The organism is Paracoccus mutanolyticus (genome assembly GCF_003285265.1).
GTDB lineage: Bacteria > Pseudomonadota > Alphaproteobacteria > Rhodobacterales > Rhodobacteraceae > Paracoccus > Paracoccus yeei.
On sequence record NZ_CP030239.1, the window covers coordinates 179,227 to 202,057 of the forward strand.

Sequence of the window (22,831 nt, forward strand, 5' to 3'; positions counted from 1 at the left end):
CCGACGCCGACCGGCCCGGCCCGCTCCTCGCAGATCAGCGCCACGTCGCGCCCCGAGGTCTCGCGCAGATAGTCGCAGAAGCTGCGCGTGGCCTCGTCAAAGATATGGGTCCGCAGCAAGGAATTCGCGCATCGCATCACCCGCTTCGCGGCATCGGCGGATGCTCCCGCAATTTGGCGACAGTCGGGCCTGAAGGTCCTGATCGCGGCCGCCTCCGCTCACCATGTCATCGATCGAGCGCGCGACCACGCGCAACCTGGAAAAGCTGATGCCCGGCCGCTCGGTCTATGCCTGCATGCTGAACGACGCCGGCAAGTTCATCGACGACTGCGTGATCTATCGCACCGGCCCCAACGCCTTCATGGTGGCCACGGCGGCGCCAGCGGCCGGGCTTCCAGCTGACCATGGTCGCGCCCGTCTCGGTCGCGCACGTTCACCACCGGAACCCATGCGTCTGCGACGTCCCGGCGCTCCGACATCTTCCGCATGAATCGGCACCTCGCCAGCGGCGACACAGACTATGAAGACACACTTATGATGCGTTAAAACGCAAGCTACCCGAATGAACACAGAGAAAGAAACGATACACACACACAGTGAACTATGACTACCCGATGCACACGCCCAACGGCTACGCCCCGCCCTTACCGACTCCCTACCCATGGAGGGGAGACCCCTCCAAACCTCCCCTTTGGCGTTGCGCTGAATAAGGATCAGCCCCCTGGTCGGGGCCCGACGCCCGGCGCCCGCCCTGACCGCATCATGCACCGGCCACTCGGAACTCAAGGACCGCGGTCCCACATTTGCAGCCGCGTCAAGAACATCGTCAGCTACCTCAACAGGAACCGCATGTTCACCCGAAGCGGCGGACGTTGGGGCATCGGCCAGCTTCACCGCGTCCTGACCCGCCGCACCTATATCGGCGAACATCGGTTCAATCGCCGGTCCAAGAAAGGCGAAACAAATGTCTGATCTCCATTTCCTCAAGCTCTCAAGAAAGCTTGGCCGCATCAGACCCAGGGTGCGCAAGAACTACTACAAGGTGCGACACTCGCTTTTCGCAGTCCCTCCATGAAAAGCTGCTTCCTGCCGCTCAACGGCCATGTCAAGACTTGCCGGTCAGGGCGCAAAGGTCCGCGACCGTGACCACGGGCCGGTCCTGGACGGCCGACAGGATGATGCGATGGCGTTCCGTTTCCAGCATGGATTCCCCCTTCCCTGTTCGCCACTCTCTCGCATCTTCGATCATTGTCAACAGGACTTCGGCGGATCCCACGAGCCCATTGCATCCATGACGTGCAAGGCCCGAGACGCCGCATCGTCGGCCGTGTCGTGGACAAGCATCTGTCCGATGACTTGGGCCCATCGTGTGGCAAAGATCATCGGCCCAGGAACAGGATATTGTCGCCGACAGCCATTATGCGATCCCCCAGATGGCGCGGGCATAGGAGGTCAGATCCGCCATGAGACCCGGCATGGCCCTGAAATCCCGCCCGATACCGATACCGACCTCTCCGATCCAGCCGTTGAAGCGCTCGGCATTTCCGTTCGCCAGCCACCGACCGATATCGACGGTCGGCAGGTGCTCCCGAAAGGCGGCAGCCGCACCATCTCAAACGCACCCCATAAAGGGCAGGGCAAAGCCCCGCCCACTCAAACTCCCCCACCTCACCCACGCGAAACCCCTACCCCCCGCCCCACCGCGCTGCACCATATATTGCGCGGTAGCGCCCGCCGTCGGGGTGTTCGCGCTTCAAAGACCAGCCGGGCGAGCTGTCAAGGCTTCACGGTCCACCCAATGGGCTCCTAGCGCGACCCAGGGCATGACCGAACATGGCTCCCCCGCTCGCCGCCGCTGGCTCGCTGCCGATCCCTGACCCCTCGTGCCGTCGCCGATGCGCTTGCCGCACGGTTCGACGAGCTGGAGCATCTCGACATACGCGTAATTGTTGACGCCGATGCCGAGGTCTATCGCCATCGGCGAGAGCGCGAAGCGCTGGAGGTTATCCGCGATGCCGCTTCAAGGAACTTGCTCGATCTCCGGGTGCAGCCCGGTGTTCGCATCGGCGGCTACGACGAGGATGACGACGTTATCGCCGGCTCAAAAAACATCGGTTGCAAAGACGACAAGGAGGACGCGCTCGGGGGCAAAAGCGGGCACGCTCTGACTTCGGGGAGCATCCTGGATGCGGTGCTGGCGGGAAAAGCATCGGCGGTCACGACGACCGGGCTGGAGGCCGTCCGGTTTGAACACGTGGCGCTGCCGGAAGTTTCGTGGGACGGCGATCAATTTGTCTGGGTACCGGATACCGGCCGACCCTTCGCGGGACCAGCAGCAATAGCGCGTCAAGCGTATTGATCTCGTATCTCAGCCGCGGCCGGATCGACCGGGCGCTGAGATAGGGGCTCTGCCCCCCATCACCGCGTCTCCCATGAAGGAGAACGGCAACCCCCCTCCTTCAAACATCCCCCGAAGAAGAAGGGCTGTCGTCCTTTGTCGTCTTCGACCGCGCTATCTGGGAAGGGCCGGGTCGGGCTTTCCTGCTGCCTCCCAATCCCACCTTCGAAGAGCGCGGCGTCGCCATATTGCGCGCCGATACGCTGGAGCAGCTGGCCGATCCGCCGGCTGCCTATCCCGCCAAACTGCGAGGACGATCACGGACGATTCCACCGAACTTCGGTGGAATTTGAAGGCAGAGCGACTATTATAGTCGTAGTTCTGGAGTGCTGCAGGTCTCGGTGGGAGTTTCGTTGCTGAGTTCCTTCCAAGATGGACGGAGGCTCCGCCCGAATACATGACGCGGTGGGGGAACAAGCCTGACGAAGACAGCCTAAAACTGGAACTAGCAAACCGGGCCAATGAGGTGTTCGAGACGATGCTTGCGTTTGAGCCACCCTCCGTCCGTCTTGTTGAGAAGAACGTCTCCCCGTCGAACGTCGAGGACCCTCGATTTCTCAGTCGGTTGCGCTCCATCATGGAGCGTCGCCGCGTACCAAAAGCTATCATCAAGCCGAAGATGGTTAACAAATACGTGATCCGTATCGTGAAGGGTCTTGATTGATGTGGAACAAGGACGAGCATGACATTTCTTATCGAACAGGCGGTGCCGGCGATGCTGGTGCATGACGGTCCGGTCTATATGCGCCTGCTGCGCGGCCGCGTGCCCGTGGTGCTTGAGGAATACGGCTATCGGTTCGAACTGGGCAAGGCGAAGGTCATCCGCGACGGCACCGACGTGCTGGTGATCTCATCGGGGCTGACCACGATGCGCGCGCTTGAGAGCTGGCCGCAAAGTCAGCACCGAACGTCATAGCGATGCGCGGCACGCACCAAGCAGATCCCGCAGTTGGGAACAACCTACAAGTCGGCCTATTTCAACTTGGCCGAATTGCCCAACGGCAAGTTTGACATGAACCCAACGCATCTACCTGGCGTTCTTCGGCCACTCGGAGCATCAGGATGGGGCGACGCATCCGATCTCGCTTCGCAATCGCTCTGCGGCATATGATGGCCACGCGCGACATCGACGCGCTGGTCGTGCTGCCCTTTGAATCCGAACCGCTGACCGCGCCCGTAAAGGCCGTGAAGGACGCCGGCAAGTTCGTGACCGTCGTGGACCGCGGCCTGTCGCAGGAAGGGATCGAGGACCTTTACGTCGCCGGCGACAACGCCGCCTTCGGAATGACGAGCAAATGGTCTCGCAGCTACCGTGAGCTGCGGGCGCAGCTCGCTAACCAACCTGACGGATGAGGACTACACCGCCTCCTGCGCCAGCGCCTATCCTCGCTGCACGGCCAGCGTCGTCAGCATCGCCCTGCCATCCTGCTGCTCGGCTTGGACGGCTTCGACCGGGTCGAAGCCGTTCGGCGTTCCGTCCGCGCGCCTCAGCGCTTCCTGAAAGTCCCCGGTCGAAACGCCGGTAAAGCACCGGCAGCAGCGCATCAAGGCTCCACGAGCGTCGGGCCTCGACGGACACAGTTCGGGCGCCAACGCAGGCAGAATGTTCGAGGTAATCCCCACACGCTCCGGTGCCGATATCGCCTCTTACGAAGCCTTCCCCAAGACTGAATGGCGCAGCGAGCAGCCCACCATGGTCGCGGTCGCATTTTGAAAGTTCCTGCCTCTTGGTCCACCGGCACAAAGGCTTCTGGGGCTGGTGGGCGATGATGCCCATCGACTTCGGGTGCAACTCGCCGCAGGGTCGCTGCCGCCATCAGCGCGTCGTTGTCCCGCCGGTATCCGTCCAGCGCCCTACGGTCGACCAGCGATGCCTGGACATAGGCGCGCTGGATTTCCACCGCGCTTCCTGCGCACCAAGGAGGCTGCGGATTTTCTCAGCCTTTCGGCCCGGACGCTCGAAAAACACCGCACCAACGGACCGGCCCTGCCTATCGCAAGCTCGGCGGCCGGGTTGTCTATGCCATCGACGATCTCGACGCCTGGATCGAGCGCGGTGCGGTAACCTCCACCTCCGACCCGGGGCCTTTCGCTATCTGTTCCGCAAGCGGCCGGGATACCGACCGGCCCGCAGGCGCTGGCCGCGCTGGATGCCCTGGCCGACAGCATGGCGACCGAGGCGCCCGGCCCTTCGGAAAGCGCGCTGCCCCCGATCCTGTTCGGGCGTCCCCGGCGACTTCGCGCCCGTCACGCGCAAGATCTCCGGCCTATCCCTGCGGCGCCCTCGGCAAGCAAAACGTGTCGCGCCCATCGACTTCGCCGCCGGCAATGTGCGATCCGGGTCGAGGCGGTCCCCGATCATGGCATGGCGACGATCTGGGATGCGGACATCCTGATCTGGGCCGCCAGCCAGATCGCGAAGCCCGTGATACCGGGCTTCGGACGTCCCGCTGATGGCCGCCACGCCTGACGAAACCTCACCTATGTCGGGCGCGGCACGTCGCTCGCGACACCAGCGTCTGATTGCCGGCATTCTCAACCGAAACGGCCTGCTGACAGGCCATGGCAACCGCTGGACACGCGAGCGGGTCACGTCCCTCCGCTCGCATCACAAGATCCCGGTCTTCCGCCCGGCTCCCGATGGTATCGAGACCGTGGCTCAATCTAACCGATGCTGCGCGCCTGCTCGGCGTATCGCCGAAGACGGATGGCGGCCGTGACCGGAGTGGTCAAAGGCGATCATCCCCTTTCCGACGGAGCGTGTGGACCGCGAACGTGAGGGTTGGCGCTTCGACTTCCGCCACCTCCATCAGAAGTCCGGCAGCCTTCGCCATGCAAACGCGTCGCCTTGATTGCGCGACATCATCCGACGCCAGCCCTTGCCGGGCTACCGGCTCTTTCTGGAAGCCGAGACTCGACGGGCGAATAGGCTCGGCTTCGAGCCGACACCGGCCAGGGCGCGAACCAGGAGGGCCGTACCTGTTCGGCCTTCGGCCATTGTCTTCCACCCTGTCACCATCCTTCGGTTTTAGGCAAGCCGCGCTATACGGAACAGCCTTCACGTCCGCCGCACCGTCTGCTGGCTAACCTTGAAGAGCCGGGCGATCTCCGCGATCGAGCGGCCTTCCTCGTCCCGCCAGAAGCCTCAGCTTGGCCTCGTCGGGTCATCGCACCGATGGTGACATCGCCAAAATCATCGTCGTCGTCCAACAGGACAACATTTTGCTTTGTCCGAAGCTCCAGGACACCGGCCTGCATCAGACGCTTGGGGTCGAGCCCGTGATCATCGCACGCCTGAACCAGAAGGCCGGTGTCGGCAAGCCACGCTGGCGCTGCATCTCGCCGGGAGAACTGGCGCTGGGCAGGAACAGCGCGCCGCATTCTGGATGCCGACCCGCAGGGCTCGCGCGCTCGGCTGGTCAGAGCAGGGGACGCGGGGCGCTGCATCGCCTTTTCGGCGTCGGCCTCGCACGGGGTGCTGCCCGCGAGGCACCGGAGATCGCCCGCGATGTCGATCACGTCGTCATCGCGGACCGCCGCGTGCGCCAGCCTCATGCGCTCCGCGCTGCTCGCCGCCGACCTGTGCGTCCCGGTGATCGCCGACGCCCATCGACGCTGAACTGCAGGCCGAAATGCTGGCCGCCCCGCACGAAGGCCCGCAGCTCATAGTCTCCCAACTCGTCGACCGTTTCGGCTCGACCGGGCTGAACGCCGAACGCACCCTGATCGCCGCCGAATGCATCGGCGACGGCTATTGGTTCATCGACCGGGTGACGCAATACGTGGGCGAGCGCGTCGTCTTCGGCCGCCCCATCGGCCAGAACCAGGGCGTGCAATTCCCCATCGCCGAGGCCTTCATCGAGCGCTCACCATGATTCTCTCGGGAAAAGGGAGCAACAATAATGAAGTTACGCGGGAATCCTTACCGCATTAACGATTCTGGCCTCGCGATTCCGGCCTATGGCGACAACTCGCTGAATGTCACAAGCTGCTTCCGCGCAAGATGCGCTGGCGCGCGCCAAAGAAACAGGCAAAGTCACGGTCGGAATTTTCAATCAGTCTCCTTGGGGCTTCATTGACGCCGATCATTGACGCCGAAGGAGAGGTGAAGGGACAATCCACCGACGTCCTGAAAGCGACGGCACCGGCATCGAACTGGTCAGCTTCGTCGGGATGATGACGGCCGTCCAGAACATCTCGATGCCCCCTGCACATTGCTGCGTTTTCCAGGCCACACCGGACGCACCGGCCGCCCGGGCAGCCAAGGCGCGCACGCAAATCGTCCCGATCGACGCCGGCCATTGCACCCTGTCGGCGGCGGCGACCCCGCGGCGGTGCTGGCGCGCCACGCGTCCCGGGTCGCGCATTTCCATGCCAAGAACATCCGCCCTGAAGTGACGGCGCGGGTGCGGGCCGAGGGGCTGTCGTGACTGGTACGCCGGTTCCGGCGCAGCCGGGGAAGCCTCTCGGCGATCAGCTGGGCTATCCCAGCGCGAGACCTGACGCCGACGGCCGACCGCCCGCGCCCACATCGCCACCGTGCTGGCCGGCATCCGCAACAGCCACGCCGCACCGCCGGCCAGAAGGCGGCATCCTGCGCCCAGCCGATCTGATGGCTGATCAGGCTGGCGATGGACGGCCAGCGCGCGATGGCGCTGCAGCGGACCTCGCCCGGCAGCTTCGACATCGCGACGGCTTCACGGGCGGGATCAAGATCGCCGCGATCGGAAGCGCGGCTCCACCGCCGCGGCATGCTGCGTGACCTGCTTGCGCGCGAGTCTGGCAACCTACAAGGGGAGGCCGTCCGCTGCCGGACGGGCCTGTGGCGCTCTCACCACATTGGTCGAGCTGACTTTCGAGAAACGCCGCATCGAGCATTGGATCAGGTTCGGCCAAGAGCGTGAACGCAGATCATGGACCGCCTCCGCGCGTCGTTGCTTTCGGCCCGGCTCGGTGTTCGCCTTCGTCCGATGGGCGAGCGGCGTCTATGGCACGGTCGTTTCCCGCATCGACATTGTGCGGGCCATCGGCCGGGGCGAGTCGTTCCAGACATTACCCTTCGTCCGACCCGGCGGCGAAATCCTGTTACGTCTCGACGGTTGGCCCAAGGTGCAGCGTGCGCTTGCCGCCATCGACGCAGTGGAATCGCTCGGCCTCGATCCGGCCGACGCCGATCCCGAGCAATGGCGGCATCGTCCCTCTCTGGATGAACGCGGCGGAGCGCCGCGCCTTATACCGCCAAGCGCCATCAGCCATGAGCTCAGCGCCTTGAGCTCGCCCCATGACGCGTCGACGGCGATGGTGACGGCGGCGGCCACGCGGCGTTCGCCATCGCCGGTCGTTGGCCGCGCGAACCTCATCTGGAACGCTACGGCCAGCGCACCCATCGGCTTCTACACTGTCGAGCCGGCCGACGCGCTCGACGTGCCCGAGCTGGTCGCCGTCATGCCGCCCGAACCGCTCGCCGCCTTCATGGCCGAGCGCGGCTATATCGCGCGCGGCGTCCCGCTGTTGAAGCGCGTCTTGGGGCTACCGGGACAGCGGGTTTGCCGCACCGGCCGCACGATCACGGTGAACGGGATCGAGATGGGCGAGGCGCTGGAGCGCGACAGCCTCGGCCGCGATCTGCCCGTCTGGCAGGGCTGCCGCGTCATCGCCGACGACCAGCTTTTCCTCATGAATTGGGAAGTCCGCGACAGCCTCGACGGCCGCTACTTCGGCTCACCCCCGCACTTCGGCGGTGATCGGCCGAGCGGTCCCGCTGGTGACCGACGAGGACGGCGATGGCCGCTTGGCCTGGCGCGCGCCGATGCGGTGAGGCGGTCCCTCGATGCTCAGAAGGCATTTAGTCCTGTCATCCAACGCCTGAAAGGTCGTTCAGAACCGACTGATTGCGATATCATCAATCCCCGTCCGGCTATTCCGGACGGGGTTCTGCGCTTAACATATCGGCCATCATGATGGGGCGAGGAGCCCTGCGCAGGAGGGGGAATGCCCCGCCATCCCATCGCCTGCGGCGACGATGCGCCGGAAGTCGGCGCGGCTGGACGCATTCCGGGGAACGCGCCGGCGCGGTCGCCTATGGCATCCTCTACCTCGCCCTGCGCCGATCCGCGCCCGCGCTTAGGCCCCTGCAGGATTCCCAGCTCAACAACAGCCTTCACGGCGAATAACCAGCAGAGAGGACTACAATGAAGACCGTCAAGACACGTTTGGCCGCCCTGGCCATTCTCATGGGCCTCGCAGCACCCGCGCTTTTTCCGGCCTGTTCATTTCACATCACCACGTTGCCGTCGCGCAATCCGCGGCCGGTCGAGCGCCCGGCCGCCGCCCATACCTATGCGGCGCACATCGCCGAGGCATCGCAGCGTTTCGGCATCCCCGAGCACTGGATTCGCGCCGTGCTGCGCGCCGAAAGCGCGGGCGACGTGCGCGCGGTTTCCTCGGCCGGGGCGATGGGATTGATGCAGGTGATGCCCGACACATGGGCGGGCCTGCGCGTGCGCCATGGCCTCGGCCGCGATCCCTACGACCCGCGCGACAACATCCTCGCAGGCACGGCCTATCTGCGCGAGATGTTCGACCGCTACGGCAATGTCGGCGCGATGCTGGCGGCCTATAACGCCGGCCCCGGCCGCTATTACGAGCACCGCGCGACGGCTCATCCGCTTCCGGCCGAGACACGCGCCTACGTCGCCGCGCTGTCACTGTCCTGCTCGGCGAGCGACCGGTCGGCTGCGCCGCGTTCTTCCACCGCTGGTTGCCGCGAGTCGAGAAGATCTTCAGGGACGGGCCAACGGCGCATCGCTTCGTCCGGCGTCACCCGTCCCCACGCCTCGCCGTCCAGGATCGTGCCGCAATTGATGTCCATGTCATCGGCCATGTGGCGATACATGGGGCTGTTCGTCGCCAGCTTGACCGTGGGCACGGGCTTCGATCCAAAGACGCTGCCCCGCCCGGTTTCGCATCCTGTCGACCGCTGGCGTGTCATGGAGGGCGCGGGGGGTGGCGGCAGGCCCCGGCCGGAAGATGGCAGGTCGCAGCGCGCACGGTGCGGCTCGGTCGGCGGGTAATTTGGGGCATGGCTGCGGCCTTCACGCACATGACGCCGCGCGCACCGTGCGCCTGCGACATCCATTCCTGAATGGCCAGCGCCTGGACTTGCGCGGGATCGGTGACATCCGCCGCTGCGGTGCAAAGCGACCGCCGGGCGTCGTAATGCTCGGCCGGATCGGTCAGATCGGCGGCGACGACATTCGCGCGGCGCTCGCCGCCGCGAAGAAGGCCGGCGGTGGCGCGCTCGATCCGGCCGCGTGACATCCGGCAATCGCTCCCGCTTCGGGCGCGGCCAGCGCGCCAGCGTCCAGGCATGTCTGATCAGAAACCGCACACGCGGCGCTGTCTTCAAGGCGCGCGTGGCGCGCAGCTTGGATGGTCAGCGCCGGTCGGATGGCATCCGATATCCGCCGTGACGGCGTGACCCGAGATGGCGAGAAGGCACGGCTGTTCGGCGACCGAGGACCGCGCCGATGGCGACGCCTTCCTTGATCGCGGCAAGGACGACCGCCATCAATTCAGATTCATCGTCTCGCCCGAGGACGGCGCGGAGCTGTCGGACCTCACGGCCTATACCCGCGATTTCATGAAGCAGGTGGAAGCCGACCTCGGCACGAAACTCGATTGGGTGGCCGTCAACCACTACAACACCGGCCATCCCCATGTGCATCTGATCGTGCGCGGTGTTCGCGACGATGGGCAGGACCTCGCGATCAGCTCGGGCCAGAACAACGGAGGGGATCGGGACCGGGCGCGCGATCTCATCACCCAGGAGCGGCGGACCGCGCAGCCGATCTCGACATTCACCGTGCGCTGAGGCGCAGATCGAGGCGGACGCTGGACCAGCTCACGGGCGACATCCGCAATGCGGGAAAATCCGGCGGCTACACTCGCGTACAGTTCGGTTCCTGCCTGCGTCGGGCGGCTGCGCACCCTCGAATCCGCGGTGTCGCCAGCCAGATCGGCCATTCGCAGGGTCCCTCGTGCCCAGGCCGAGACGGTCTTGCGGATCGGCGAGCGCGGCGACATCATCAAGCGCATGCACCGTGCCCTGATCGCGCGCGGCATCGACGCAGCTCGGCCGCTAGGTATCGCCGGCGAAAGCACGCGTTCCGTCAACGGCACGCACGGACGAGCGCGGACTTGCGACGAGTTCAAGGGCACGGCCTATGCCGTCGTCGATCGCATCGACGGACCATCCACCACCAGCGCATTTCTACATGGGTGACAGCCCGCCCGGTCTTGATCGGCAAAATCTCGACCATGTAATTCGAGAGAGCATTGACCTCGGCTCGCTGGCGCGCGGATCTTGATGGTGCGCAGTTGGGGGCCTCGGGCGCGACCTTGCGCGACCGCCAGGCCATCCCCGCGAGCCGGGTCCCGGACGCGGCTTCGGCGCCGACGGCAAGTCGGTCTATGAAGAAGGCATCCAGATCCCGATCATGAAGTTCGCGGAGCGGCAAGGCGGCGCGTCGACTTCGATCGCCGGCAATTGAAGACGCTGCGCAGGCGCGAACTCGGCGGATCGCCGAACCGAGCTCGCGGCAAACCGCACCGTCCTTGCTGCCGAGCGCACCTATGCGGCCGGGTCTCGACAGCGCTTCGGCGCTCGCCTCAGGCCGCTTCGCCATGATCACGAGGGATCGGCATCCAGCTCATGCCCTGGTCGCCCTCGGCTTCGTGCTGCTGATCCGTTCGGCCAATGTCGTGAACTTCGCCCAGGGCGAGTTCTCGATTGGGCTGGGCGCACCGGCCTCGGCCTGCCCTATCTGAAAGGAATCAACCCCAAAAAACACCAACATCCTCAGGGGAAAGAAAAGCCGTAGTCTTCACCATCGTTCTGGTGATGACTTGGGCTGCGACGCAATGGGTTGCCTTCCGCCTCGGCTACCGGCCCCAGCTTGGAGCGCCATGGTTCGAGTTGGCCGGCTGGCCGATCATTATCCGCCGGCCTCTTCATGTGGGGCATGTACAAGAAGCATGCGCCGCCGATCTGCCAACGTCGCGATCATCGCGGCCTCGGACGCATCATCGCCATCGCGGCGCCCTCGGCTGAGTTGCGCGCGCGCGAGGCGAGATCGTCGCGACAAATCGGCTCGGCTGCCGATGGAAGAAGCCCGAGATGAACTGCGGCCGGCCTGCTCGATCCCGATGGTGTCGTGCTCGGCCGATACGACCGGGACTATCTGCGCCATGATGGCCCCGAGCATGTCCTATGCTTCGCCCCGACGCGCAGGGCAAAGGCGTCGGGCTGGTGGTGCCGACGCTGCTGACATGGCCCGGCTCGGCCATCGTCCACGACATCAAGGGCGAGAACTGGCAGCTCACTGCCGGATTCCGGGCGCGACACGGCCGGGTCCTCCTGCTCGATCCGACCAACGCGGCCTCGGCCGCCTACAACCCGCTGCTGGAGGTCCGGCGCGGGGAATGGGAGGTGCGCGACGTCCAGAACATCGCCGACCTGCTCGTCGACCCCGAAGCGCATCCCTTCGACGCAGAGAAAACCAGCCAGTAGCTTCCTGGTCGGCGCCATCCTGCATGTCACTCTATGCGGAGCCCGACAAGACCCTCGCCGGCGTGGCCCGATTCCTCTCCGAACTGCAGCCGCCCGGTGGATTCCACCCTGGCGCCATGATGGAAATCGCCGCATCCGGAGACGCTGGCCGCCCCCGTCATCGCAGCGCCGCGCGGGAGCTTCGCAACAAATCCGAGAATGAACGGTCGGGCGTATTGAGCACCGCCATGTCGTTTCTCGGTCTCTACCGCGATCCGGTCGTGGCCGTGGTCACGCGCGCCAGCTGGCGCATAGCCGATCTTGTCGGCAGCCGCCAGCCCGTCACGCTCTATCTGGTCGTGCCGCCATCCGACATCAACCGCACCAAGCCGCTCATCCGCCTGATCCTCAACCAGATCGGCAGGCGGTTGACGGAGGAACTGACCACTTCGGCCAAGCGCCATCGGCTGCTGTTGATGCTGGACGAGTTTCCGGCGCTCGGTCGTCTGGATTTTTTCGAGTCCGCCTTGGCCTTCATGGCGGGCTACGGAATCAAAGGCTTCCTGATCGCGCAGAGCCTCAACCAGATCGAGCGCGCCTATGGCCCGAACAACGCGATCCTCGACAACTGCCACGTCCGCGTCAGCTTCGCCACGAACGACGAAAGGACGGCCAAGCGGGTGAGCGACGCACTCGGCACCGCGACCGAGCTGCGCGACTCCACCAACTACGCCGGGCACAGATTGGCCCCGTGGTTAGGTCACTTGATGGTGTCACGGCAGGAGACTGCCCGGCCGCTGCTCACGCCGGGCGAAATCATGCAGCTTCCGCCCACCGATGAAATCGTCATGGTGGCGGGCACGCCACCGATCCGCGCGACCAAGGCCCGCTATTTCGAGGACGCGCGGTTTCAGGAACGCATCCTGACTCCGCCCGATCTGGTCGCCGCTCCGCTGGCGCCCAGCCCGACGACTGGACCCGCTTCCGCTCCCGGCGCGGCCGGAAGCCGCCGTGGATGAGGACAGCCCCACGACGGATGACGAGGATTCGACCGAATCCGAACGCCGCTTGCAGCCAGAATCAGCCGGGTGAAGCCGGTGGAGAAGAACAAGCACAAAGTCGAGAACAACTTTGAGACCGCCCCGCCCATGAGTCGACGAGGAGGTGTCCAGACCGGCGGATGACCGGAAGGTCCAGGGGATTGACCAACAATCATGGATCACCGAGACGAGCAGTGCTGGCCCTATAGGGCCATGATGCAACGCCAGAAGCATCGGCACATCCTCTCGAGCAGCGCATATGGGACGATTACAGTTTTTGCCCCATGTCCGACCACGGCGCGCTGATCAAGTGGTTCTGCACATCCGGCAAGGACCTTCGCCGAGTCTATCTGGGCGACCGCGAGTTGATCGTCGCCAAGCGCGACGACCTGGTCGACCGCCGCATGCGCGGCTAGAGCGTGATGCCGGCATCGCCGTCGAGAGCCTGGCGAGCCTATCTGGCGGGGCACGCCATGCCAGCCGGACTGCCGAAAAGTTCATGCACGCGCACGCCCGCGCCGTAGATTCCTGCGAGGCCACCCATGCAAGCTGAGCAAGCTGAACTGGCACGCGATAACCGGCGCTGTAACGGCAGCGGACGAATAGATCGTCGGCGGAGTGCGTGCATTACAGACCGAGCTCCGGAACCTGTTTTTCGCGGCGATGGGCGACGACCCGACCACTTACTGTGCATCGCAGGCCCGCACCAACCATGACTATAACCACCCAGCCAGTTACATCACTTACATTAAGCTGCACCACAAGTGCGGCTCCGAGTAAAGATCCAATCGTTCCACATGGCTTCGCCGATCTCGACCAGGCAGAACCGCGCATAGGCGGTCGCCGGATCGCTATCGTCGGCCCCATTTCATTCGGCGAGGCCAGCATGTCCCCGGCGGCAGTGCCGCCGAAAGAGGATCATGAGTATGCCGGCGCAGCGCTTGGCCGAATTGCCCAACGGCAAGTTTGACATGAACTCCGGTCCCGCCGCACCGCTGAACAACCCCGTCCTGACCGATGGCTGGGTCGAAGCCGGCAAGGTCCGGCGCCGTGAGATGGCCGAGGCGTTCCGTCGCTATACGCAGGCGTTGCTGTATTTCCTGCAAAACGACGCCTCGGTGTGCCGCGCAGCACGTGCGGCTTGGCGCACCGTCCTCGCCGCCGGCGACAGTTGCACACCGACAGGGCAGCGCCTGCCGCGCATCGGCCAGCACCTCGCGCAGCCTTTCCATGGTAGGCGATGCCGGCTCCATGGGGCTTGCCGGCAGGAGCAAGGCCGACACCGGCACCGGCTCGCCTTGGTGCGCGCCTACCGCGCCCGATGGGCAGAGCGTCCTCCCGGGATGGTTGGGTGCCCATCGTCCAGTTGGCCGACAGCTGGATCGCCCGCCGACGAACACGACGCCGATCACCAGGGCCACGCCGGGGCTGCAGGAAGCTCGAAGCCGCCAGCGCCCGGGTTGAGTCGCTTCAGCTTTTCCGGCCAATCGCCAGCCGGTGCCGCATCGGTCTTGGTCAAGACACGATCGGCAAAGGCGATCTGGCGAAGGCTTTCGGGGTGGCTGTCCAACACCGCGCCAATCCCCTCGACCTCGATCACCATGCACAGCAGAAGCATCGCGCCGCCGATCAGGTAGATCGTCGAGGCAGCGGCTGGGAGCATAACCCCGGCATCAAGGACAAGGACATCTTCTGCAACAACGACAGCCTGATCGCGAACGTGCCCGCAGTTCGCCGGTTGACCTCCTGAATCGCGATGTCGCCACCGACCGATCACGGCTGCGCGATCAGCAACACGCCGAGAAAGCCGAGGGCGACGCCGACCGCCTTTGTCGCCGAGATGCGTTCCTCGCGCAGGAAAAGGAAGCGCAGACGAGGTGAAGAGCGGCATCGCCCCGCTCAGCATCCCGTCGATGCTCGATCGGCAGCGAGCCCAGTATCTCCAGGCGAAGGGAAATAGTAAAGCGCGATCGCCACCAGCGCCATGACAGCGAAACGACGCACATGACGGGCATAACTCCATCGCAGAACCACCCGAGACCCCGAACAGACAACCGCGGTCCGGAAGTCAGACCACGCGCAGAAGTATCTGAGCCATCGGATGGCGTCCGCTGTCCATTTCTACGTCAGGCGGAAAAACTTTTATATGTACGAAGGCAAGCCAGAAGGCAAGCCAGAGCGCTTTCTTCTGGGCTGACATGGCGCGGCTTACGTCGCGTCGAGCCGGATATTCTGGCCAGTGATATAGGCCGCGCCTCGGAACTAGGAAGGAAACGTCTGCCCACCTCGGAGGTGCCGTAACGCTTCAAGGGGATGACGTCGCGGCGCTCCTCGGTCGCGGGAGATGTCGGCCAGCCGGGCAGCACGTTGTTCATGCGGATGTTGTCGGCCGCATAGGAATCGGCGGGTCATGGTGGGGCCGGCCCATCATCTGCGCACCGACGAGCAGATCCTGGCATGGTTCGCCCAGGCCGTCGAGGCGATCGGCACGACCACACCTTGGGTGCTGCAGGACTATCCACTCGCACTCACCTGCCAGCTTTCGGTTCCGGTCATCTCCGCGATCATGGAGGCGCACCCCTCCTGCGTGATGCTCAAGGCCGGATTGGCGGGCCGTGGCCGGCGCTGTTGACCAGCACGCGATACGTCCCCACGCTCAAGGGGCCGTCGACGAGGCGCGTCAAGTCGTCATCGACGGGGTGGCCTTGAAGCCGCCATAGCACCAGCCGGCGTTCAGATAGAGCCCCTCGACCGGCGTCTTGTCGATGATGGGCGAGCCGTCCATCGACATGTCCATGATGCCGCCCCAGACCCGCAGCAGCCGCGCCCGGCCGATGGCCGGCATCCGTCATCATTCCAGATTTTTTCTACTGCCAAATCGTTAAGCCTCTGAAAGAGAATACAATCATCGAAACCCAGCCTTTCACGGCCAAGGACCATGGACAGGCATCGATCCCCTAAAACGACAAACGAACCAGTTCCACTCCCATGAGCTGGCTGTAGAAAACTATCCTTGCCGGAAGGCTTCGCTGAACGTCGCCAGAATGGTGCAGCGCGCGCGCATATCCATCAATTGGGGCGCGCTGCTTGTCACCGTGGCGTGCTCGGGCTGCGTATCTGATGTTCGCGATCTGTCTTTGACGCCGCAGCAGATTCGCGAGCGCAAGCCGAACTCGGGCTGAAGCTGTTTGAGCGCCAGCCACGCACGCTGGCCTTGACGGAGGCGGGCCGCAGCTACGTTGCCAATATCCGCCGGGCGTTCGAGTTGATCGCCGAGGCGACCGAAATGCTGAAGTCGGAATCCAGGCACCTGACCATCAGCGTCACGCCGACCTTCGCATCACGCTGGCTGATCCCGCGCCTGCCAGATTTGACCGCCAACACACCCGGATACAGACCTAACGACCTTGAACGGATCGGCTTTCCAGCTTCCAGCGGATGCGGTCGACATCGCTCGACCGCGATGGGCGGCCACCCTTCGGGGCGGGCCCAGACGTTACCGGCGCGGCTCATCGAGCAGGTGACTCGCATGCCGCCGCTTCTTCGAAAAGCTCCGGGTCCGCCCTGACGAGGATGAACAATCAGCAAAGCGCATGAGCCCTATGACGAAGCAAAGATTCGGCCAAGGTACGCGGTCAGCCGCGCGCGGGGGTCCGCCTCAGCCAAGAAGCGCCTCGGCCGGAACCGTCTGGAGATGGCGCACCACTCGGGCCGTGGCGGCGACGATATGGTCGGCAAACATCTTGCCCGCCCGGGCCATTGGCCAGATTGCGCGTCGGCTGGTACGGCACCGGGATCGCCGCCAACCTGGACGCCCGGCTGAACCGCCAGCAGGCCCCGCAACGTCGCCGACGCCTTGCTCCTGACCGCCGCGCGATCACGAATCACCTGTCAGGATCAGGCGCCGCCGTCAAGGATATCGCACCCTGATCGGCGCCAACCCGCCGTTTTCCTGTATCTGCACGCCATGGCCCTACTACGCCCGGATGCCTGTTGCGGACCGCTGATCTGACGCTTCCTTAGTGATCCCCATCCGGGGACCGTCATGCTCCTCCCCGGCTGAACGGGGACGAGATGGCAGGCTCAGGCAGCATTGAGGCAAGCAGGCAGCGGGGCACGTGGATGCTCCGGAGGCGCTCGGGCCTGCCATTTCCGCCTTGCTGCAAGACCCGTCTGTCGTCGAGGTCATGCTGAATCCCGACGGGCGCATGTGGATCGACCGGCTGTCCGAAGGGCTGGCCGACACCGGCGAATCCTGTCCGCCGCCGATGGCGAACGCATCGTGCGGCTGGTGGCGCACCATGTCGGCGTCGAAGTTCATGCCCGCAGCTCGGGTCTCGGCGGAGCTGCCGGAATGGGAGAGCGCTTCGAGAGGTCTATTGCCGCCCGTGGTCGCCGCCCCGACCTTTGCCATCCGCAAGCCCGCCGTCGCGGTGTTCAGGCTCGACGACTATGTGGCGGCGGGCATCATGTCCGCCGATCAGGCGGATACGCTGCGCGCCGCTGTCCAGTCCCGCGCCAATATCTTGGTGGCGGGCGGCACCAGCACCGGCAAGACCACGCTGACCAATGCGCTGCTCGCCGAGGTGGCGAAGACGGCGGATCGCGTCGTCATCATCGAGGATACGCGCGAGTTGCAATGCGCCGCGCCCAACCTTGTCGCCATGCGGACGAAAGACGGCGTGGCGACACTGTCCGATCTGGTCGGTCGTCCTGCGCCTGCGCCCCGACCGTCCCTGGTGGACTTCCGCGCGGTCGAGAACTGCGTCCATGCCGCCTGCGACATCTCGGGCCTGCCCGGCGGCACGATGCGGGATATTCATGCCGGTACCGGCATCGGCGCGCTGCGCCGACCTCGAACAACTCATCCAGGAAGCGGTCGTCACCGTGCCGCGCGCGATGATCGCGGAGACCATCAACCTTGTTGCCGTCCTATCCGGGCGCGGTTCCGCCCGCCGGCTTGCGGAGCTTGCCCGCGTCGAGGGGCTGGGGCCGGACGGCGACTACCGCATTACACATCCAGCCTTGTCAGATTCCGCACCAAGCACACCCCGGAGAACCCGAATGATCCGCACCCTTCCGTTCGCCACCTATCGCGCCGCTCGGGCGTTCTGGTCCTGATGGGCATCGGGGTGCCGCTGGCTCCTCGATGCCCTGGGAGGCGCCGCTGCAATCCATCCTGAATCCGTCGAGGGGCCGGTGGCCAAGATCGTCGCGGTGATCATCATCATCGTCACGGGCTGACGCTGGCCTTCGGCGATACCGGCGGCGGTTTCCGCAAGCTGATCCAGATCGTGTTCGGCCTGTCCATCGCCTTCGCGGCGTCGAGCTTCTTCCTGTCGTTCTTCTCGTTCGGCGGCGGGGCGCTCATCTGATGGCGGGCGGCCTTGAACAACTCGACGCGGTGCCGGGATTTTCAATGCCGGTCCACCGTGCCCTTGTCCGTGACGTCGGCCTTCAGCTCCCGCCCCTCGTAAAGGATTTTCACGATGGCGCCGTCGGCCTCGGCATCCCGGAGGAGATAGCGGCATCCGATGTGGGCCGTCGGCCATCTCGCCGCCGTCTGGGCAGCAAAACGCGATCCCCTCTTCGTCGAGGTCGGGCGGCGGCATCTCCGCATCCCCGGCCATCTGGCAGTTTGAGGGAGGCGCGTCGATGATGAACCTTGCCGAATACCGCCGCACCGCCACCCGGCTCGCCGACTATCTGCCATGGGCGGCACTGGTCGGCTCCGGCGTCGTCTTGAACAAGGACGGGAGTTTCCAGAGGACCGCGAAGTTTCGCGGTCCCGATCTGGATTCCGCTGTCGCCTCCGAGCTGGTCGCCGTCGCAGGCCGGATCAACAATGCGGTTCGCCGTCTAGGATCGGGCTGGAGCATCTTCGTCGAGGCGCAGCGGCGGAGGCGGCGACCTATCCCGATAGTCGCTTTCCCGATGCCGCATCGGCGCTGGTCGATGCCGAGCGCAAAGCCGGTTTCGAGGAAGCGGGCGCGCATTTCGTGTCCGGCTACTTCCTCACCTTCCTCTGGCTGCCCCCGGCCGAGGAAGCCGCCCGCACTGAGGCATGGCTCTACGAGGGCCGCGAGAAAGCGGGCGTGGACCCGTGGGAACTGCTGCGCGGCTTCATCGACCGCACTGACCGCGTGTTGGCCTTGCTCGACGGGTTCATGCCCGAGTGCCGTTGGATGGATGACGGCGCGACACTGACCTATCTCCATTCCAGCATCTCGACCAACCGGCATCGCGTGCGCGTGCCCGAAGGTCCGATCTATCTCGATGCGCTGCTGGCCGAGTCAGCCGCGAGCGGCGGCCTTGAACGCCGATTATGCCCGACCTGGTGCTAACCATCACCGGCAACCGCACCACGACACCCGGCTTCTATGACGAGATGAACCGGGTGTTCATGGCTGCCGAGGAGCACGCGCGCGATCCTGCTCGACAAGACCGATGCGACCCGGTTGCTGACCCGCATCCGTCGCCAATGGTTCGCCAAGCGCAAGAGCATCGCGGCGATTCTGAAAGAGGTGATGACCAACGAGCAATCGGCGCTCGTGGACACCGACGCTGCGAACAAGGCGCTCGACGCCGACATGGCGTTGCAGGAACTCGGCGCGGACGTGGCAGGCATGGCCTACGTCACGGCGACCGTCACCGTTTGGGACGCGGACGCCCGCGCGCGCCGACGAAACTGCGGCTGGTCGAAAGGATCATCCAGATCCGATGGCGGGGCTGCTCGATACGGCGGTCGCCTTTGGCACGGCCGGCATGGTGCAGCCTGCCCGGACATGATGCCGCGTCGTCCGGCAGCCGCCCATCAGCACTTTGAATCTCGCCCACATGATCCCGCTTTCGGCGGTGTGGGCGGGGCCGGAACGGGACGAGCATTTCGGCGACGCTCCATTGCTCTACGCTAGGACCGAAGGCTCAACCCCGTTCCGGTTGTCTTTGCATGTCGGCGACATCGCCAACTGTTCTGACTTTTCTCAGCCGCCTTCCTCAGGGCCGGCAACAGCCGAACCTTCTTTTCGCCGCTATCCGCCTAGTCGCCGGAACACCGGCATCGCCTAGAGAACTTGACCATGCCAGCGGCCGGCGGCTTTCTTGCCGACGCGCCAGACATCGGCCTCGGCCGATCCGCGTTGCCAGACAGTTTCACATCGATCTGCGACGAAACGGGCACCGATGGCGCCTGGGCTGCGGTATGGCCCATATTCGCCCCACTGCTTGAAATGGAACGCCACGCCGGCCGCTTGGCACTGGTCGCGCAGGGACCGCGCCCAATCCGGGTGCATCGCACCATCACCGGCCTTGCCGTGCTGCTCCAATCCAACGATCTGAAACAGGCGCTCCGTCCGTTTTGCGTCGGCGGTGCCTATGGCCGGTTGCTCGACGCCGAGACAGAGCATTTGGGATCGGCGGACGTGCAGGCGTTCGAGATCGAGGGACTTGTCGGGACCGGCGCGGCCCCGGCCGTGCTTGCCTATCTGTTCCATCGCATCGGCGACCGGCTCGACGGCCGCCCCACGCTGCTCATTATAGATGAAGGCTGGCTTGCGCTCGACGACGAGGGATTCGCCGGCCAGCTACGCGAATGGCTGAAAACGCTGCGCAAGAAGAACGCCAGCGTCATCTTCGCCACGCAAAGCCTCAGCGACATCGACGGCAGCAACATCGCGCCCGCGATTATCGAGAGCTGCCCGACGCGGCTCCTGCTGCCGAACGAGCGAGCCATCGAGCCGCAGATCACGGCCATTTATCGCCGCTTCGGCCTCAATGATCGCCAGATCGACATCCTGGCCAGGGCGACTCCGAAGCGGGACTACTACTGCCAGTCGCGGCGTGGCAACCGCCTGTTCGATCTTGGATTGTCGGAGGTCGGTCTGGCGCTCTGCGCCGCCTCGGCCAAATCCGATCAGGCCCTGATCACCGAAATCCTGGCTGAACAGCGGTGGCGACGGGTTCCTCTCGGCCTGGCTCCGGGCACGCGACGTCGATTGGGCCGCCGATCTCATCCCGGACCTCACCAATCTCGCGACACGATAGCGGAGAGCCGCCGCCGAACGGTCGCTGACCACGGCGAAATCGAACTCATCCTGGAAGACACAGGAGATTCTTCCATGACCCATGACCTGGTCCAAGATCGTCGGGGCCTCGGCCCTCGCGCTGGCGCTCGCCGTGCCTGTCGCGCTTTCGCCCATGCTGGCAAGCCCGGCCCATGCGCAATTCGGCTTCGGCCGCATCGTCTATGACCCGAGCAACTACGCGCAGAACGTCCTCACGGCAGCGCGCACGCTCGAACAGATCAATAACCAGATCACCAGCCTCCAGAATGAGGCGCAGATGCTCATCAATCAGGCCCGCAACCTTGCGAGCCTGCCGCATAGCTCGCTCCAGCAGCTCCAGCAGAACGTCCAGCGCACGCAGCAGCTTCTCGGGCAGGCCCAAAATCTCGCGTTCGAGGTCGGCCAGATCGACCAAGCGTTCCAGAGCCAATACGGCAATGTCTCGCTTTCGGCGACCGACGCCCAGCTTGTCGCCGACGCGCGCGGCCGTTGGGAAAATACGGTTGGCGGCTTGCAGGACGCCATGCGCGTGCAGGCGGGCGTCGTCGGCAATATCGACAGCAACCGCGCCGAGATGGCCGCGCTTGTCGGCCAGAGCCAAGGCGCGACCGGCGCGCTGCAAGCCACGCAGGCCGGCAATCAGCTTCTCGCCCTCCAGTCCAGCAGCTTTCCGACCTGATCGCGGTCAGCTGCGGCGAACGGCCGGGCCGACGCACTGATGGAATCCTGAACGCGCGACCGCCGCCGAACAGGGCCGCATGCAGCGCGACGCTTCCTGACGCCGGGTTCGGGCTACCAGCCCGGCAACGCGCAGATGTTCAACGGCACAGCCGGGAGGCTCGCCATGGACGGCAAGATGCTGGCCCGGCTTGGGGCCGTGGTGTTCGTAGCCGTCGCCATCACGGCGGCGATCATCGAGATGAACCGCGGGATTAGCCGGTCCGGCCCCTTCGCGCACCTGGCAGCCATCGCCGAACAGCGTGATCTGCTGGCCCTTCAGCGCGCGGATCAGGAAATGGGCGACCCAGCCCTGATCCTCGGTTCCCATCTGGCGCTGGCCATAGATGCAGGACATGCGCAGGACGCAGGATGGGCACCCGCGCAAGGAAAGCCATGGTCACCTCAGGGTTTCTAAGGTTCAACCATTGCAGCATTCGTGGCCGAAAAGTCACAGCATCGTTCACGCCTTCAGGCAGAGCCTTTGGCCTGCTCGGCCAGATAATGCTGCTGCAACAGACGCAGATTGCTTTCCATTTCACGCTCGCTGCCATGTTTTGGGCCTGGGGCGCCGACACGAATTCTCGCGCGGCTGGTCAAAAAGACGCTGTTCATCGGCGTCTTCGCCTACATCATCGGCAACTGGAACAACCTCGCGCGCATCGTCTTCGAGAGCTTCGCCGGCCTCGGCCTCATGGCCTCGGGCACCGGCTTTTCGGCCACCGATCTGATGCGGCCGGGCCGCGTGGCGCAGACCGGCCTCGACGCCGTCCGTCCGCTGCTCGATTCCATTTCCGCCTGATGGGCTGGATCAGCCGTCTTTGAAAACCTGGTGCAGATCGCCTGCCTGCTGTTTGCATGGGCGCTGGTGGTGCTGGCCTTCTTCATCCTCGCCATCCAGCTTTTCGTGACGCTGATCGAGTTCAAGCTGACCACGCTCGCCGGCTTCGTCCTGATCCCCTTCGGCCTGTTCGGCAAGACCGCCTTCATGGCAGACCGGTTCTTGGGAACGTGGTCCCTCCGGCCATTCTCATGTGGTCCTCGCAGCACATCCGCAGCGGCG

At 64.9% G+C, this 22,831-nt stretch carries 23 protein-coding genes and 17 pseudogenes; 31 read left to right on the forward strand and 9 right to left on the reverse strand.

All coding sequences use genetic code 11. The features are described 5' to 3' along the window. Positions 1-232: 232 nt before the first annotated feature. Together DPM13_RS26400 and DPM13_RS24630 are read left to right on the forward strand one after the other, a co-directional pair. A pseudogene (locus DPM13_RS26400) lies at positions 233-367 on the forward strand (aminomethyl transferase family protein); the annotation flags it as partial. 482 nt (positions 368-849) lie between these two features. After that, positions 850-972, forward strand: coding sequence for a recombinase family protein (locus DPM13_RS24630; RefSeq protein ID WP_262983226.1), 123 nt, complete (start codon positions 850-852; stop codon positions 970-972). Between the two features lie 136 nt (positions 973-1,108). Here the strand turns inward: DPM13_RS24630 and DPM13_RS01090 are convergent. After that, positions 1,109-1,204: pseudogene (locus tag DPM13_RS01090) on the reverse strand (DeoR/GlpR transcriptional regulator); the annotation flags it as partial. An 825-nt stretch (positions 1,205-2,029) separates the two neighbouring features. Between DPM13_RS01090 and DPM13_RS01100 the strand changes: the two are divergent. From DPM13_RS01100 to DPM13_RS01115, 4 genes and pseudogenes are all read left to right on the forward strand, one after another. Continuing rightward, positions 2,030-2,359, forward strand: a complete 330-nt coding sequence (locus DPM13_RS01100; RefSeq protein ID WP_112887285.1) for a hypothetical protein — start codon at positions 2,030-2,032, stop codon at positions 2,357-2,359. Positions 2,360-2,864: 505 nt separating this feature from the next. After that, positions 2,865-3,062, forward strand: a complete 198-nt coding sequence (locus DPM13_RS01105) for a hypothetical protein (RefSeq protein ID WP_189654794.1) — start codon at positions 2,865-2,867, stop codon at positions 3,060-3,062. Between the two features lie 18 nt (positions 3,063-3,080). Then, on the forward strand, positions 3,081-3,314 hold the full coding sequence (locus DPM13_RS01110) for a transketolase family protein (RefSeq protein WP_223252267.1): 234 nt from the start codon (positions 3,081-3,083) through the stop codon (positions 3,312-3,314). 182 nt (positions 3,315-3,496) lie between these two features. Continuing rightward, positions 3,497-3,682, forward strand: a pseudogene (locus tag DPM13_RS01115) (ABC transporter substrate-binding protein); the annotation flags it as partial. 96 nt (positions 3,683-3,778) lie between these two features. Here the strand turns inward: DPM13_RS01115 and DPM13_RS20295 are convergent. After that, on the reverse strand, positions 3,779-3,943 hold the full coding sequence (locus DPM13_RS20295; protein WP_189654795.1) for a hypothetical protein: 165 nt from the start codon (positions 3,941-3,943) through the stop codon (positions 3,779-3,781). Positions 3,944-4,565: 622 nt separating this feature from the next. Here DPM13_RS20295 and DPM13_RS01130 point away from each other — a divergent pair. The 3 genes and pseudogenes from DPM13_RS01130 to DPM13_RS01150 form a co-directional block, all read left to right on the forward strand. Continuing rightward, complete coding sequence (locus DPM13_RS01130; RefSeq protein ID WP_223252268.1) at positions 4,566-4,868, forward strand: replication initiator protein A; 303 nt, start codon at positions 4,566-4,568, stop codon at positions 4,866-4,868. Positions 4,869-5,548: 680 nt separating this feature from the next. Next, positions 5,549-6,067 carry a hypothetical protein gene (locus DPM13_RS19540; protein ID WP_145963294.1) on the forward strand — a complete coding sequence of 173 codons (519 nt, stop codon included), beginning with the start codon at positions 5,549-5,551 and terminating at the stop codon, positions 6,065-6,067. A gap of 29 nt (positions 6,068-6,096) precedes the next feature. Continuing rightward, positions 6,097-6,261, forward strand: a pseudogene (locus DPM13_RS01150) (acyl-CoA dehydrogenase family protein); the annotation flags it as partial. A 118-nt stretch (positions 6,262-6,379) separates the two neighbouring features. Here the strand turns inward: DPM13_RS01150 and DPM13_RS20300 are convergent. Next, positions 6,380-6,700: a hypothetical protein gene (locus DPM13_RS20300; RefSeq protein ID WP_189654980.1), complete on the reverse strand. Its 321-nt coding sequence runs from the start codon at positions 6,698-6,700 to the stop codon at positions 6,380-6,382. Between DPM13_RS20300 and DPM13_RS24635 the strand changes: the two genes are divergently transcribed. The 4 genes and pseudogenes from DPM13_RS24635 to DPM13_RS01170 all read left to right on the forward strand — a co-directional run. Then, positions 6,700-6,828, forward strand: coding sequence for a hypothetical protein (locus DPM13_RS24635; protein WP_262983227.1), 129 nt, complete (start codon positions 6,700-6,702; stop codon positions 6,826-6,828). The two genes, DPM13_RS20300 and DPM13_RS24635, sit on opposite strands and share 1 nt — an antisense overlap. Positions 6,829-7,156: 328 nt before the next feature. Continuing rightward, positions 7,157-7,531 (forward strand): annotated as a pseudogene (locus tag DPM13_RS01160) (DUF2840 domain-containing protein); the annotation flags it as partial. 165 nt (positions 7,532-7,696) lie between these two features. Next, a pseudogene (locus DPM13_RS01165) lies at positions 7,697-8,216 on the forward strand (S26 family signal peptidase). Positions 8,217-8,631: 415 nt separating this feature from the next. Next, positions 8,632-8,988, forward strand: a pseudogene (locus DPM13_RS01170) (lytic transglycosylase domain-containing protein); the annotation flags it as partial. A 98-nt stretch (positions 8,989-9,086) separates the two neighbouring features. Here the strand turns inward: DPM13_RS01170 and DPM13_RS01175 are convergent. Beyond that, a complete protein-coding gene (locus DPM13_RS01175; protein WP_112888668.1) occupies positions 9,087-9,536 on the reverse strand; it encodes a UxaA family hydrolase in 450 nt (149 codons plus the stop codon). Between the two features lie 348 nt (positions 9,537-9,884). Here DPM13_RS01175 and DPM13_RS01180 point away from each other — a divergent pair, with 348 nt between their 5' ends. The 3 genes from DPM13_RS01180 (at position 9,885) to DPM13_RS20310 (ending at position 11,227) form a co-directional block, all read left to right on the forward strand. Next, positions 9,885-10,271, forward strand: coding sequence for a relaxase/mobilization nuclease domain-containing protein (locus DPM13_RS01180; RefSeq protein ID WP_112887288.1), 387 nt, complete (start codon positions 9,885-9,887; stop codon positions 10,269-10,271). Positions 10,272-10,457: 186 nt separating this feature from the next. Next, a complete protein-coding gene (locus tag DPM13_RS24640) occupies positions 10,458-10,682 on the forward strand; it encodes a DUF3363 domain-containing protein (protein ID WP_189654796.1) in 225 nt (74 codons plus the stop codon). Between the two features lie 401 nt (positions 10,683-11,083). After that, entirely contained in the window at positions 11,084-11,227 is a 144-nt protein-coding gene (locus tag DPM13_RS20310) for a hypothetical protein (protein ID WP_189654981.1), read from the forward strand. Between the two features lie 167 nt (positions 11,228-11,394). Here DPM13_RS20310 and DPM13_RS26405 read toward each other — a convergent pair whose 3' ends face one another. Beyond that, entirely contained in the window at positions 11,395-11,664 is a 270-nt protein-coding gene (locus tag DPM13_RS26405; RefSeq protein ID WP_397245332.1) for a hypothetical protein, read from the reverse strand. A gap of 5 nt (positions 11,665-11,669) precedes the next feature. On the opposite strand from DPM13_RS26405, the gene DPM13_RS26410 reads away from it, so the two are divergent. From DPM13_RS26410 to DPM13_RS01215, 5 genes are all read left to right on the forward strand, one after another. Further along, the gene (locus tag DPM13_RS26410; protein ID WP_397245335.1) at positions 11,670-11,969 is read left to right on the forward strand and encodes a type IV secretory system conjugative DNA transfer family protein; all 300 of its coding nucleotides are present in this window, start codon (positions 11,670-11,672) and stop codon (positions 11,967-11,969) included. Positions 11,970-11,992: 23 nt separating this feature from the next. Continuing rightward, positions 11,993-12,967 carry a type IV secretory system conjugative DNA transfer family protein gene (locus tag DPM13_RS26415; protein ID WP_397245338.1) on the forward strand — a complete coding sequence of 325 codons (975 nt, stop codon included), beginning with the start codon at positions 11,993-11,995 and terminating at the stop codon, positions 12,965-12,967. Between the two features lie 305 nt (positions 12,968-13,272). Beyond that, positions 13,273-13,404 carry a hypothetical protein gene (locus tag DPM13_RS24645; RefSeq protein ID WP_262983228.1) on the forward strand — a complete coding sequence of 44 codons (132 nt, stop codon included), beginning with the start codon at positions 13,273-13,275 and terminating at the stop codon, positions 13,402-13,404. A 935-nt stretch (positions 13,405-14,339) separates the two neighbouring features. After that, a complete protein-coding gene (locus tag DPM13_RS20315; RefSeq protein WP_189654797.1) occupies positions 14,340-14,738 on the forward strand; it encodes a hypothetical protein in 399 nt (132 codons plus the stop codon). A 660-nt stretch (positions 14,739-15,398) separates the two neighbouring features. Further along, positions 15,399-15,620, forward strand: coding sequence for a hypothetical protein (locus DPM13_RS01215; RefSeq protein WP_112887292.1), 222 nt, complete (start codon positions 15,399-15,401; stop codon positions 15,618-15,620). A gap of 60 nt (positions 15,621-15,680) precedes the next feature. Here DPM13_RS01215 and DPM13_RS01220 read toward each other — a convergent pair. After that, positions 15,681-15,833, reverse strand: a pseudogene (locus DPM13_RS01220) (FAD-dependent oxidoreductase); the annotation flags it as partial. Between the two features lie 199 nt (positions 15,834-16,032). Here DPM13_RS01220 and DPM13_RS20320 point away from each other — a divergent pair. The 4 genes and pseudogenes from DPM13_RS20320 to DPM13_RS26425 all read left to right on the forward strand — a co-directional run. Then, complete coding sequence (locus tag DPM13_RS20320; RefSeq protein WP_189654798.1) at positions 16,033-16,170, forward strand: hypothetical protein; 138 nt, start codon at positions 16,033-16,035, stop codon at positions 16,168-16,170. Between the two features lie 32 nt (positions 16,171-16,202). Then, entirely contained in the window at positions 16,203-16,556 is a 354-nt protein-coding gene (locus DPM13_RS20325; RefSeq protein WP_189654799.1) for a hypothetical protein, read from the forward strand. Between the two features lie 506 nt (positions 16,557-17,062). Beyond that, positions 17,063-17,701 (forward strand): annotated as a pseudogene (locus tag DPM13_RS26420) (ATPase, T2SS/T4P/T4SS family); the annotation flags it as partial. 77 nt (positions 17,702-17,778) lie between these two features. Further along, positions 17,779-18,109 (forward strand): annotated as a pseudogene (locus tag DPM13_RS26425) (hypothetical protein); the annotation flags it as partial. Positions 18,110-18,221: 112 nt separating this feature from the next. On the opposite strand, the gene DPM13_RS27590 reads toward DPM13_RS26425, so the two are convergent. After that, entirely contained in the window at positions 18,222-18,383 is a 162-nt protein-coding gene (locus tag DPM13_RS27590; protein ID WP_449579283.1) for a hypothetical protein, read from the reverse strand. Here DPM13_RS27590 and DPM13_RS21810 point away from each other — a divergent pair. Together DPM13_RS21810 and DPM13_RS01245 are read left to right on the forward strand one after the other, a co-directional pair. Continuing rightward, a pseudogene (locus tag DPM13_RS21810) lies at positions 18,363-18,630 on the forward strand (VirB3 family type IV secretion system protein). The gene DPM13_RS27590 and the pseudogene DPM13_RS21810 overlap by 21 nt on opposite strands. Positions 18,631-18,643: 13 nt before the next feature. Continuing rightward, positions 18,644-19,952, forward strand: a pseudogene (locus DPM13_RS01245) (conjugal transfer protein TrbE); the annotation flags it as partial. 100 nt (positions 19,953-20,052) lie between these two features. On the opposite strand, the gene DPM13_RS01255 reads toward DPM13_RS01245, so the two are convergent. Next, positions 20,053-20,394: a DUF5131 family protein gene (locus DPM13_RS01255; RefSeq protein WP_223252269.1), complete on the reverse strand. Its 342-nt coding sequence runs from the start codon at positions 20,392-20,394 to the stop codon at positions 20,053-20,055. On the opposite strand from DPM13_RS01255, the pseudogene DPM13_RS01260 reads away from it, so the two are divergent. From DPM13_RS01260 to DPM13_RS26430, 3 pseudogenes are all read left to right on the forward strand, one after another. Beyond that, positions 20,278-21,031, forward strand: a pseudogene (locus DPM13_RS01260) (TraG/VirB4 family ATPase); the annotation flags it as partial. The gene DPM13_RS01255 and the pseudogene DPM13_RS01260 sit on opposite strands and share 117 nt — an antisense overlap. A gap of 81 nt (positions 21,032-21,112) precedes the next feature. Further along, positions 21,113-21,874, forward strand: a pseudogene (trbJ, locus tag DPM13_RS01265) (P-type conjugative transfer protein TrbJ); the annotation flags it as partial. Between the two features lie 33 nt (positions 21,875-21,907). After that, positions 21,908-22,015, forward strand: a pseudogene (locus tag DPM13_RS26430) (hypothetical protein); the annotation flags it as partial. On the opposite strand, the pseudogene DPM13_RS26435 reads toward DPM13_RS26430, so the two are convergent. Continuing rightward, positions 22,001-22,150: pseudogene (locus DPM13_RS26435) on the reverse strand (NAD-dependent epimerase/dehydratase family protein); the annotation flags it as partial. The pseudogenes DPM13_RS26430 and DPM13_RS26435 sit on opposite strands and share 15 nt — an antisense overlap. 144 nt (positions 22,151-22,294) lie before the next feature. On the opposite strand from DPM13_RS26435, the pseudogene DPM13_RS26440 reads away from it, so the two are divergent. Continuing rightward, positions 22,295-22,720 (forward strand): annotated as a pseudogene (locus tag DPM13_RS26440) (type IV secretion system protein); the annotation flags it as partial. Between the last annotated feature and the right edge of the window lie 111 nt (positions 22,721-22,831).